11 protein-coding genes are annotated in these 12,179 nt (G+C 56.5%); 3 read left to right on the forward strand and 8 right to left on the reverse strand.

What is annotated here, in order from left to right:
- Positions 1-110 precede the first annotated feature (110 nt).
- Positions 111-1,565, forward strand: coding sequence for a dihydrolipoyl dehydrogenase (locus FCS96_RS02365; protein WP_138438635.1), 1,455 nt, complete (start codon positions 111-113; stop codon positions 1,563-1,565).
- Positions 1,566-1,732: 167 nt separating this feature from the next.
- Entirely contained in the window at positions 1,733-2,206 is a 474-nt protein-coding gene (locus FCS96_RS02370; protein WP_138438636.1) for a Dps family protein, read from the forward strand.
- Positions 2,207-2,290: 84 nt separating this feature from the next.
- Here the strand turns inward: FCS96_RS02370 and FCS96_RS02375 are convergent, their stop codons facing one another.
- From FCS96_RS02375 to FCS96_RS02405, 7 genes are all read right to left on the reverse strand, one after another.
- Positions 2,291-3,415 carry an NAD(P)/FAD-dependent oxidoreductase gene (locus FCS96_RS02375; protein WP_138438637.1) on the reverse strand — a complete coding sequence of 375 codons (1,125 nt, stop codon included), beginning with the start codon at positions 3,413-3,415 and terminating at the stop codon, positions 2,291-2,293.
- Entirely contained in the window at positions 3,415-4,728 is a 1,314-nt protein-coding gene (locus FCS96_RS02380; RefSeq protein ID WP_138438638.1) for an SAM-dependent methyltransferase, read from the reverse strand. Before FCS96_RS02380 ends, FCS96_RS02375 begins: the two co-directional genes overlap by 1 nt.
- A gap of 219 nt (positions 4,729-4,947) precedes the next feature.
- A complete protein-coding gene (locus FCS96_RS02385) occupies positions 4,948-6,243 on the reverse strand; it encodes a TRAP transporter large permease (RefSeq protein WP_138438639.1) in 1,296 nt (431 codons plus the stop codon).
- Positions 6,240-6,785, reverse strand: a complete 546-nt coding sequence (locus FCS96_RS02390) for a TRAP transporter small permease subunit (RefSeq protein ID WP_138438640.1) — start codon at positions 6,783-6,785, stop codon at positions 6,240-6,242. Before FCS96_RS02390 ends, FCS96_RS02385 begins: the two co-directional genes overlap by 4 nt.
- Before the next feature lie 102 nt (positions 6,786-6,887).
- The gene (locus tag FCS96_RS02395) at positions 6,888-7,964 is read right to left on the reverse strand and encodes a TRAP transporter substrate-binding protein (protein ID WP_138438641.1); all 1,077 of its coding nucleotides are present in this window, start codon (positions 7,962-7,964) and stop codon (positions 6,888-6,890) included.
- Positions 7,965-8,108: 144 nt separating this feature from the next.
- On the reverse strand, positions 8,109-8,567 hold the full coding sequence (locus tag FCS96_RS02400) for a Na/Pi cotransporter family protein (RefSeq protein ID WP_138438642.1): 459 nt from the start codon (positions 8,565-8,567) through the stop codon (positions 8,109-8,111).
- A 110-nt stretch (positions 8,568-8,677) separates the two neighbouring features.
- Positions 8,678-9,730 carry an acyltransferase family protein gene (locus FCS96_RS02405; protein ID WP_138438643.1) on the reverse strand — a complete coding sequence of 351 codons (1,053 nt, stop codon included), beginning with the start codon at positions 9,728-9,730 and terminating at the stop codon, positions 8,678-8,680.
- Between the two features lie 152 nt (positions 9,731-9,882).
- Here FCS96_RS02405 and FCS96_RS02410 point away from each other — a divergent pair, with 152 nt between their 5' ends.
- Positions 9,883-10,950, forward strand: a complete 1,068-nt coding sequence (locus FCS96_RS02410) for a beta-N-acetylglucosaminidase domain-containing protein (protein ID WP_138438644.1) — start codon at positions 9,883-9,885, stop codon at positions 10,948-10,950.
- 103 nt (positions 10,951-11,053) lie between these two features.
- Here the strand turns inward: FCS96_RS02410 and FCS96_RS02415 are convergent, their stop codons facing one another.
- Complete coding sequence (locus FCS96_RS02415) at positions 11,054-12,070, reverse strand: ChaN family lipoprotein (RefSeq protein ID WP_323053719.1); 1,017 nt, start codon at positions 12,068-12,070, stop codon at positions 11,054-11,056.
- Between the last annotated feature and the right edge of the window lie 109 nt (positions 12,071-12,179).

The following is a 12,179-nucleotide window of genomic DNA, read 5'->3' on the forward strand; positions in this document are numbered from 1 at the left end:
TCACGGGCGATCCGATCTGCTGGTTTCAGCCTATACCCTATACTGTTGATTGCATAAGGCCCTGCCAGCACGTTATTTCGACGTCAAGACGGTTGCAAGGAGAGGTTTGTATGGAAAAGCGAGAGGTGGATGTTGCCATTATCGGGGTCGGCACCGCCGGGATGGTCGCCTACCAGCGTGTCCGCAAAGCCACTGACAAGGTGGTGCTGATTGAGGCAAACCGGTACGGGACTACTTGTGCCCGGGTCGGCTGCATGCCCAGTAAACTGCTGATTGCTGCGGCGGACAATGCCCATCACATGGCCACGGGGCCACTGTTTGGCATTTCAGCCGGTGGCATCAACATTGATGGCAAGGCGGTGATGAAGCGGGTTCGTCAGGAGCGGGATCGCTTTGTTGGCTCGGTGGTGGAGTCAGTGGACAAATTTCCCGACCACCACCGCATGTTCGGACACGCCCGGTTTGCCGGGCCGAAGCGGTTGATGGTTGAGGGCACCAACGGAGACGTCCGGGAGGTGCACGCCGAACGGATCATTATTGCTACTGGGTCCCGCCCCAATATCCCCGGTTTTCTCAAGGAAGCGAAAGACCGCCTTGTGGTCAACGACGACCTGTTCGAATGGCAGGACCTGCCGGAGTCTGTTGCGGTGTTTGGTCCCGGCGTCATCGGCCTGGAACTGGGTCAGGCCCTGAGCCGCCTGGGTGTGCGAGTTCGAATGTTTGGCGCGGGAGGGTCGGTAGGGCCGATCCGTGATGAGTCGATTCGCCAGTGCGCCCTCGATACGTTCAACCGGGAGTTCCCGCTCAACCCCGAGGCGGATGTAAAGCAGGTGGAACGCACTGAGAGCGGCGTCCGGATTACCTTTCAGGATGACGATCAGGGAGAGGTGTCCGAGACCTTCGATTACCTCCTGGCTGCGACTGGTCGGCGCCCCAATGTTGATGGCCTGGACATCCTGAACGCTGAAATTGAGCTGGATGACAAAGGCATGCCGCTGTTTGATCCGTACACCCTTCGTTGCGGCGATAGCCACATCTTTATTGCCGGCGATGCCAACAACACTCTGCCTTTGTTGCACGAGGCGGCCGACGAGGGCCGCATTGCCGGTGACAACGCGGGGGCCTACCCGGAGGTCCTGGCGGGCTTGCGCCGGACGCCCCTGGCGGTGGTGTTTACCGACCCGCAGATTGCTGCGGTGGGTCTCACCATCGACGAGGTGGACGAGCGCTGCAAGGGCCGCTTTGCTGTTGGCGAGGTGTCGTTTGAGGATCAGGGCCGCAGTCGGGTGATCGGCAAGAATGTTGGCCTGTTGCGGGTCTATGGTGAGCACGGCTCTGGGTTGTTCATGGGCGCCGAGATGTTCGGGCCGGCAGCCGAGCACATCGCACACTTGTTGGCCTGGTCGGCCCAGCATCGAATGACCGTCAGTGAGATGCTTGAGATGCCGTTTTATCACCCGGTCATTGAAGAAGGTTTGCGTACGGCCTTGAAACAACTGAATCGAAACCTCAGTAAGGGTCCTGAGCCGGCAGAAGGTTGTACCGATTGTGGCCCCGGTGTTTAGGGGGCGGTCGTTGTAGGTGACTTAGTGATTTGTTGAATTCTATGACGACGGATTGATTAATAATCTGGCGCTATCGATAGAATTGACGAATTCTACTTCTGCGCCGTCTGTTCTGTGGCTTAGGATGACGGATATATTCAATTGAGTTAACGTCAAGGAGACACGCAATGGGTAAGAACTTTATTGGTCTGGATACGGAAAAAACTGTGCAGTTGGCAGATTCGTTGAACGATCTGCTGTCCAATTATCAGATTTTCTACATGAACGTGCGCGGCTATCACTGGAACATCAAGGGTGACAATTTTTTCGAGCTGCACGTGAAGTTTGAGGAACTGTACGACGACCTTCTGTTGAAGATTGACGAAATTGCCGAGCGGGTGCTCACTCTCGGTCATCGTCCGGCCCATTCCTACAGCACCTATATCGAGAAATCCGAGGTGCAGGAAAAGAAGGACGTCTCTGATGGCCGTGAAGCGATGGAAAACATCGTGGAAAGCTTTGCCAAGCTGATTGGTAAGCAGCGTGATCTGTTGAGCCTGGCGAGCGATTCCGACGACGAAGGCACCGCAGCATTGATGAGTGACTATATCTCACAGCAGGAAAAAACCGTGTGGATGTATCGGAGCTATCTGGGACACTAATCCCGATAGAGTTCCAGAAGAAGGGCGGCAAATGCCGCCCTTTTTTGTGCCCGGTATATTGCCCAGTACTGTGCCCGAATGATGTCAGACAGCGGCTTCAAGCGGCGGAACCTGCTGATGCAGGAACCACTTTTCGGTCACTACCTTCCGGGTAAACCAGTGGGAGCGCATCAGCGTGGTCGCCAGCGGGGTCTTGATCCAGTCGGGCACCTGCCAGCTTTGCTCCAGTTCGGTGGCCCGGGTGCCGAAGCGTTCGGCGATGGCATCGCCGTAGAGCTGCAGTGACGATGCCGAATAATCCTGCGCATCGCGGATAACATCGGCCGCCATCAGGGCGGATTCAATTGCCGGCCGGATGCCTTCGCCACTCTGGGTGTAGGCCAATCCGGCGGAATCGCCAATCAGCAGAATGCCATCGTCGACCAATGGCCGTTCGGCGTGGGCATAGAGCAGATAGGCATGGCCTTTAAACCGGCCAGGCAGGTCGGAGGGAATGCGGCCGGTGTCTTTCATGTCCTGGACAAAGGCTTCCAGATGCTCAGTCAGCCGATGGTTGTCTTCCCGGCCCAGGCCAATGTTCAGGTAATTCTCCTTGCGGAACACCCAGGCATAGCCCTTGAGGTCGCGGCAAAACCAGAGTTCCGGGGTGTCACCCCGAGCTTGGCAGCTTTGCGCCTGCTCCGTTGTCATTTCGAACTCGACCTCTTTAGCGGCAACGATGGTTTCATGGCTGCCGGGGCCCTCGCCCAGTAATTGTGCCACCGGGCAGAAATGGCCACCGGCACCGATGATCAGCGGCGCTTCCCAGGTGCCGTTGACCTGCCAGTTGCCGCCCTCCCGTTTGATGCTTTTCACGGGTGTGGAGAGCATCTTTGGGGCGGTCACCCGGTCCAGCAGGTAGGTGTCAAACTCGCACCGGCGAATGCCATAACTGACCACGTCGCCATGGTCGTTTTCCACCGGTGACTGGCCCATCATACCGATGCGGAAGCGTCGGATGGGTTGCAGGGTTCGGCCATGACTGTAGTCGTCGCGATCGATGTTCAGGGTGTTCATCACTGCCGGCGTAACCCAGCCGGCGCAGGTCTTGTCCCGCGGGAAATCCTGTTTGTCGATCAGCAGTATGTGTTTGCCACTGTCCTGCAGGCTTTGGGCCAGGGTGGAGCCTGCAGGGCCGGCGCCAACGATGATCAGGTCGTAGTAATCCATCACGCCTGCTCCAGTGCTGCGGGGCTTGTGTACAGGTCTTGCCGGCTCTGTGGCAACTGGTTGTTGTCTCCGTGAGTGAACACCACCTGGAAAAGCTGAAGCGAGCCGGCCCGGAACGCGGCAATGGAACCGGCCAGATACATGCGCCAGGCTCGGGTAAAGTGTTCATCGTACATTTCCGAGACCTGGTCCTGATTTTCCGTGAACCGATCCATCCAGTGGCTCAGGGTCTGGGCGTAGTGAAGCCGGAGGTTCTCCACGTCCAGCACCGAGAAATCACCCTGTTCGCAGATTTCCATGAACTCGCCAATGCTCGGTGGATAGGCTCCCGGGAAAATCCGTTTCTCGATCCACGCATTCATCAGCATGGGGCGGTTTCGCCCGATGCTGTGAAGCAGGGCTATCCCATCGGGTTTCAGGCTGCGTTTGATCAGAGCCGATAATGCCGGGTAGTTTTCCTTGCCAACGTGTTCCAGCATGCCGACCGATACAAAGGCATCGTACTGACCTTCGATGTTCCGGTAGTCGTCCTCGACATACTCAATCAGGTGATCGAGCTGTTGCTGGCGGGCTTGCTCCCGGGCATAAACGAGCTGTTCTCTTGATATGTTGTAGGAGTGCACTTTTACGCCGTAGTGACGGGCCATATAGCGGGCCAGCCCACCCCAGCCACAGCCGGCTTCGACCACGGTCATGCCGGGCTTGAGCCGGAGCTTACGGCAGACATGTTCCAGCTTGGCCAGTTGCGCCTGCTCAAGAGTCAGGTCGGGGCGCTCGTAGTAGGCGCAGGTGTACTGCATTTCAGCCTGATCCAGCCACAACTGGTAGAACTCATTGCCCAAATCGTAGTGGTGATGGATGTTTTCCTTGGCTTCCGTGATCCCGGTGGAGCGCGGGTTGTGATTGCGCCAGAGTGCGTCCAGCCATTTTGGCCAGTCCTGCCGGGCAGCGTGCACCGATCGATACAGGGTTTCCATCAGATCAGGCAGGTCGCCTTCAACGTCCAGCCTGCCCGCGCTGTACAGGTCGCCAAAGGCCAGGTTGGGGTTGGCGACCAGTGAATAGAGTGCCTTGGGGTCTTTAAGGTGGAGGATAAAACGGACCTCCTGATCCTTGGGATCGATGACGTCGCCGTTCCACAGCTGGAATCGGATGGGAGGCGATCCGGCCATGCGCATGAGTTTGGCGATGAGCCAGCGTTCGTAGTTATGGGGGTTCCGGTCGGTCTGTGCTGCTTCCAACGGTAGGGTTAGCACGTGTGGTGTGGATTCACGGCCCGTTTGCTCGGTTTTTTGGGCGGTGCTGTGTGTCATGGGTCCTTCTCTCCCTGTTCCTGACCTGAGCGTCGCGGCCCCCTGTACGGGTTCGACGGGTGCGCACGGAGCTTGTTCCGTCTGTTCCTCCGGGAACCGCCGGTTCTGTGTTCAGTATAGAAAAGGTTGGGCTTTTGTCAGGTTAGGGCGTGAAAGGGCTGGAAAAGATGGATAGCGACATAGAAAAACCGGGCCATGGGGCCCGGTTTTTCAGAGGGGTCAGTAGGTGGCACTCATCCCGAACCATTCGGGGAAGATCACGATCAATGCCAACACCAGAATCTGAATCAGAATGAACGGGATAATCCCGCGGTAGATATCCACCGTTCGCACCTCCGGTGGCGCCACCCCTTTCAGGTAGAAGAGCGAGAAGCCAAAGGGTGGCGTCAGGAAGCTCGTCTGCAGGTTCATGGCGATCAGGATGGCGAACCAGAGCATGTTGATGCCCATGGCTTCGGCAATGGGTGCCAAAATCGGCACGATGATGAACGAGATTTCCACGAAGTCGATGAAGAAACCGAGGATCAGGATCACCAGCATCGCCAGGATAATGAAGCCCCACTGGCCGCCTGGCAGGAGGTGTAGCCATTCTTCCAGCAGGTAGTCGCCGCCGGTGTAGCTGAACACCATGGAGAACGCAGTGGCACCGATCAGGATCGCAAACACCATGGCGGTTACCTTGACGGTATCCTTGGCGCTGTCCCAGACCATCCTGAACGAGAACTGCTTGTAGATGAGAGCCAGAACCACGGCGCCAACACCACCCAGTGCCGAGGACTCGGTGGGCGTGGCGATGCCGCTGAAGATGGAGCCCAATACGATAACAATCAGCGCCAGTGGCGGAATGATCGCGAGGAGGGCCGACACGACTTCCTGCTTACGTGAGTTGGTCGGATCTTGCGGCATCGCCGGTGCGGTTTCCGGCTTCAGACGGGTCAGGACCAGGATGTAGGCAATGTACAGACCGATCAGGACAACGCCCGGCCAGACTGCAGCTTTGAACAGGTCGCCGACGGGGATGCCGATGACGTCACCGAGAATGATCAGGATGATCGACGGGGGAACGATCTGTCCCAGGGTGCCCGAAGCACAGATGGTGCCGGTGGCCAGACGCTTGTCGTACTTGTGGGCCAGCATGACCGGCAGGGAAATCAGGCCCATGGCCACCACGCTGGCACCAACCACACCGGTGGAGGCGGCCAGCAAGGCGCCTACCAGAATGGTGGAGATGGCGAGACCACCCGGCAGGCCACCGAACAGCCGGCCCATGGAGGTGAGCAACTGCTCAGCCAGCTTGGTGCGCTGCAGCACCACGCCCATGAAAATGAACAGGGGCACTGCCATGAGTACGGTGTTTTGCATGACACTCATGATCCGGAACGGCATGAACGCAAACAGATCCATGCCCTCGGCATAAATACCGAAGAACAGTGCGACACCACCGAATGTAAAGGCGACAGGGAAACCCGCCATCAGCATCAGCATGGCAACGCCGAACATAATCATACCGATCATGCCAGACCTCCCGCGCTGTGCTCAGAGGTATAGCTTTTCTCGCCGGACATCACCCGCAGTGCGAAGGTGATCATGCCCAGACCGGCTGTGCCGATGAAAAACGCGGTGACGGGAATAACCGATTTGATCAAATAGCGATGGGGCAGGCCACCGGGATCGCCACTGCCTTCACCCATGCTGTAGGAGTCCAGGGCAAAGCTGTAACCATAGGTGCCGATCAGGTAAGCGAACGGGAGTACAAAGATAACTGCGCCAATCAGGTTAACCCAGGCCTTGGCCTTGTTGCTCCAGTTGGTGTAGAAAACGTCTACGCGAACGTGGCCATCCGTGCGGAGTGCGTAGGGAATACCAAACAAAAAAACGATGGAGTACAGGTGCCATTCCATTTCCTGCAGGCCGATCGATACTTCATTGAATGCGTAGCGGGACACCACGTCGTAAAACACGTTTACGGCCATTAGTATCATCGCGATACAGGCGACCCAGCCACAGAGATTGGACAATCGGGCCAGGCCCTCGTCCAGTTTGATAATCCACCGCATTTACAATCCTCCGCCAAGCGGGTTGGCGTTTTTTTCAGCTACTATAAACGACGAAACCGGGACCACTCAGAGAGCGATCCCGGCTCGATTTGGGGCGCTATCTTACTCGACTTCGCCCATCGTGTTGAGGTACGCACGCTCAGAAATGTCTGTGTAAGCGCGGGACTGCTCAAGGTACTCCTGCTGAGACTTAACGATCTTGGCGGCCAGTTCGTCGCCTTCAGCGGCTTCTTTCAGCAGCTTATCGTTAGCCTCCTTCATAGCCTGGAAGACTTCGTCCGGGAACTTTTTGATCTGAACATTCGGATACTCTTCCTGAATGCTGGCCCACGCCTTGGCATTTTCGTGCTGTGACTGAACCAGCATTTCGTAAGAGGCCAGGCGCATGGAAACACGCAGGATTTCCCTCAGGTCAGCGGGCAGCTTCTCCCAGGTCTTCTTGTTGACCAGGAACTGCAGCTCGGTGGCCGGCTCGTGCCAACCGGTGTAGTAGTAGTCGGCGATCTGCTGGAAGCCCAGACGAAGATCCAGAGCCGGACCTACCCACTCAACGGCGTCGATGGTGTTGCGTTCTAGCGCTGTGTACAGCTCGCCCGGTGCAATGTTGGTCGGGCTTACGCCGACTTCAGCAAAGACTTCGCCGGCGAAGCCGGGAATACGCATCTTCAGACCCTGCAGGTCTTCAACGGAGTTGATCTCTTTGCGGAACCAGCCACCCATCTGGATGCCGGTGTTGCCACCCGGGAAGGACATCAGGTTGTGCGGGTTATACACTTCCTGCATCAGCTCCATGCCTTCGCCATGGTAGAACCAGGCATACTGTTCCATGGCATTCATGCCGAAAGGCATGCTGGTGAAGAACAGGGTGTTGGGTACCTTGCCTTTCCAGTAGTAGGACGCGGAGTGGCCCATGTCGTACTGGCCGGCTTTAACCATGTCAAACACGCCAAATGGGGCTTTGTGCTTGTTGGCAGAGTCGATGCGGATGCGCAGACGGCCATCGGACATCTCTTCGGCCATTTTGGCCATGTTTTTCGACGCATCACCGAAAATTGGGAAGTTTGGGCCCCAGGTCTCGGCAAGACGCAGTGTGAACTTGTCTTGAGCGAGCGCCTGCGTGGCGGCAAAGGTGGTTGCCACAGCCAGCGCAGCCGCGGAAAGAACAGAACGGATCTTCATTGCTCTTCAATCCTCTTATCGTTTTTTATTCAGAGCATCCTCCGGTGGGGAGGAGTTAACTCATAACGGTAGCCCAAGTTAACAATTATCGTTAGGAAACGGAACGAAAACCGCCCTTGCCTACGACCTAGGTCGTACGACTGTTTACATATCATCCATCCGGCCAATCTGGCGTGCCAGCCTCATGGCTTCATGCTCTTCCAGGGCTTTCAAATCTTCTAGCAGGGTACGTGCCTCGGGAATTTCTGCTTTTCCAATCAGGGAGTCGTACAGATCCATCACCTGATCGTGAAAATCGAAAATTTCGCGCGCGATACCGTCAAAATCCAGGTCGGCGTAGTGAGTGTCGCAGGTGCGGTGGCTTTCGATGGGCTTGTGGTTGGCGTAATCGTAAAGACGGGTTTTCATTGCTTTCGGATCGGCCTGCTTTTCAAACTCACTGACCGCATTCTCCAGTATGCGCTCGTGACTGCTGACGTAGTCGAGCAGAGCGCTAGCCCGCTCATTTTGGGCTTTGGCGGCAGATTCGTGCAGGCTCTCAGCAAGGTACGCGTGCAACTGGCGGGTCCAGTCGATGAGATCCTCGAAGGTTTTTATTTCCATCACGGCCTCCTGAGACCGGCGTGCGTTCTGGGGCGTAGCGTTACCTGTCAGTCTAGCCAACATTTCGCCCGTTGCGACAGCGCATGTCAGAGGGGATCGGCGGGCTCAGATTAATTCGGTGCCGTGAGCTCAGGAGCCGTTGATTCCATCTTTTGCCGCCAGCTTCGAAATTTCGCCAGTGCCGGTTTTTCCACTGAATAGTGAATGGCCGCGGCCAGGGCCAGCGCGGTAGCCAATGCCAATCCGACACCAAGCCATCCCGGCAGGCCGGCCCGGTAGCTCAGGTCGATGACGCCGTAGCCAATATTCTGGTGGACCAGGTACAAGCTATAGGACAGGCTGCCTAGCCAAAGCATGGGGCGGTTGGCCAGCCATGGCAATCGGCCGTACACGGCGAGGGCAAAGACTCCGAAACACGCCAGGACAAAGATGCTGTAAGGCATTTTGTAGGCGAAAAGGCCGTGACCAATGCTGGCGATCAGCAGGCTGTTGTCGAAGGCTGAGCTGTCCCCGTAACGGTGGCGTCGATAGATCAACATGCCGGCTATAAACAGCGGAGCGTATTTCACGAACACCAGATCCTTGACCAGAAACTCAATCCCTGGCGGGATCTGTTTCCACCAAAGCACGCCTGCATAGCTGATGATGATCCAGATGGTGAGGGCAGAGCGAAGCTGCAGCCAGCTGCGGAGATTGAAGAACAGTAAAGCCATCCAGCTATAGAAGGTAACCTCCACCACCAGACTCCAGTAGGCGCCGTCGACATGCTGCTTACCAAAGTACTCGTGCAGCAGGGTGGTGTTCAGCAGGGCGGTTTCAAACGTCACCGCTCGGCTTTCCGGGCCAAGCCAGTGTACTGAGATGAAGGTGAGCGCGATGGCCGCCCAGAGTGCCGGCAGCAGACGGAAGGCGCGGGCCAGGCCGAACCAGCCGGCTTTGGATGTGCGCTCCAACGTCATGAAGATCACAAAACCGCTCAGAATGAAGAACAGATGGACCCCATACCGCCCGAACAGCAAGCTGCTGTTTAGGATCGCCGGCAGTTCGAACCCGTGGCCGTAAAGCTTGTCGTAATAAGGTAGGTAGTGGAACAAAACGACTACAATCGCTGCTAAACCACGCAAGGCATCAAGGCTGGCTAACCGGTTGGGCGAGGAAGTCATAAGTCGGTCCTTTTGGATACCGCTATAATAGCCTGCATTGGAAGCCGGCAATACGGTCGTGACCTACGGTATGCTTGCCGCGGCTATACCATGTGTTAATCCGCGGTGGCACAAATCATCGGTTTTCTTGAATAAGGCAGGGAGTTGCGACCATGGCAACCACGTTAGGCATCATCGAAGGCTTCTATGGCCCAATGTGGAACTGGCAGGAACGCCGCCACCTTGTGCGTGCCCTGGCACCTCACGGTTACGGGTTTTATCTGTACGCGCCCAAGGCCGATGCATTCCTGCGGCGGCGCTGGCAAGAGCCCCATCCTGCGGAGGTGGCGGCGGAGCTTGCGGGTTTTGCACGCTTTTGCCGAGAAGAAGGCGTACGGTTTGGGGTTGGATTAAGTCCCTTCGAGATCTTCAATCGTTTTGACGAGGAGGCTCGGGCGGCACTTGCCCGAAAGCTGGCGTTGCTGGATCGATTGGGCATCGATGAACTGGCGATCCTGTTTGATGACATGCGCTCGGACACCCCGGATCTGGCCTACACCCAGGCCGAGATCGTGGCCTGGGTTCGGGATCACAGTTCGGTCCGACAGCTCAGCGTTTGCCCGAGCTATTATTCCGACGATCCGGTTCTGGATCGTGTGTTTGGGGAACGTCCTGCCGATTATCTGGAGACCCTCGGGCGCAAACTCGACCACGAGGTCAATATCTTCTGGACCGGTGAAGAGGTCTGTTCACGGGAAATCTCACCCGGCCACTTGAAGCGGGTGGGCGATGTTCTCGGGCGCAAGCCGGTGCTTTGGGACAACTATCCGGTTAATGACGGTGACCGCATGTCTCAGCACTTGCACTTGCGGGGTTTTACCGGTCGGCCGGCAGCTAATGCCGCTCATATCGCCGGCCACGGCATCAACCCGGCGTTACAACCAACGCTGACGACCGTGCCGGCAATCACCCTGGCGGAATCCTATCGGCTGGGCCCGGACTATCAGTATGGCCACTCGCTCCGGCATGCAGCTCGGGAAGCGCTGGGGCTCGATCTGGCGGATCAGATTTTGACCGATCTGTTGGTGCTGCAGGATGCCGGGCTAGGGCGCATTGGCGAGGAAAAGCGCGCCAATCTTGAGAACGTCTATGGCGCTTTCAGCCATCCGGCCGCTGAGGAAATTCTGCGTTGGCTAAGGGGGGGGTATCAGGTGACCGACGAGATGGTGGCCACTCAATAGGCCAAATGGGTACGGAGGAGCGCATTGCTGCGTGCGATTCTTTCGACTCATTTTGGTCTTTTTCTGTTTTTTGATTCGGACCACTTGGTATTTTCGACGGCGCTTAGTTGCACGGATCTAATGTCGACTGACTAAAGCGAGCATTCGTTGCCGCACGTTTTCGTTCGGGGTCGCGAAATTCCACTGGCAGCGGCTGAATAAAATACAGAAAGTCTCCGTGCAGACGGTGCTCTTCTATAGGCGGAGGAGACTGCGGGTCGCGCCAGAACACCGGCGAGATTACGGTCACCGAGATTTCCGGCGCGCGCGATTCCAGCATCGCGACGGTACCCAGTCTCTCTTCACTGTGGAACGTGCCGGTGACATGCAGAATCTGATGGTCTGGGTAGGCTCGACGGGCGTCCAGAATTCGCATTGCCATCGTGTTGTCTCGCAGGAGCTGAGCGTGGTAGATATTTTGGATGCGTTCCTTGGTGCTTGGATCTCCGGCGCCGTGACTACTTGAAACGGCGGCTATAAACTTCTCCTCATAAGCGGGTGTATCGACAAAGGGCTTTTGGGGTAAGCGCCTGCGGCGCTCTTCATCCAGTGTGTCGAGGTAGTCCGGCCCCTTTTGTCCGATGCATCGTACGATATCAGCCGGCGCATTGGCGGCAAGAACGGGAATGTCGCGGGTTCGTGCAAACTCTACCAATGGTCGGTAAGACGCCCGATAGTTGTCCCAAGCGGCGGCGTCTTCAATCATCTCTGATTCCCCAGACTCACCCTCAGTGTATCGGTTAAGTTCGAGTTGGCTCTCCAATTCAAACTGTTCCATGGTGAGCACCTGCTTTGGATTCTGACGATAGAGTGCAGCTTGAAGCGACGATTGCAGCAAATGCGATGCATGATGTCCGTGATATTCTCCAACGATAACAACATCTATGCCTTCGAGTTTTGAGGCCAATTCGTCAATATTAAGTGGTTGCCGGCTGCTCAGTTGAAGGAGTACTGCGTCATATTGCGTTGCTGGAAAGCTCTCTTTTGGGACGTCTCGGTGCATAGTCGCACACCCGGAAATTGTGGCGATCAAGAGGGTAAGCAGCACAAGCGGCACAGCAAAGAGATTACTCAAGATCATAAAAGGCATCGTTCCGTAAAAATATTCGTATTAAATATGCAACTTTTCATGTTAAGGAATCGTAAAATTTTCCGATAGTCAATTTGACTGCATCATGAAAAGCTTACGC

The organism is Marinobacter alexandrii (assembly GCF_005871205.1).
GTDB classification, from domain to species: Bacteria; Pseudomonadota; Gammaproteobacteria; order Pseudomonadales; family Oleiphilaceae; genus Marinobacter; species Marinobacter alexandrii.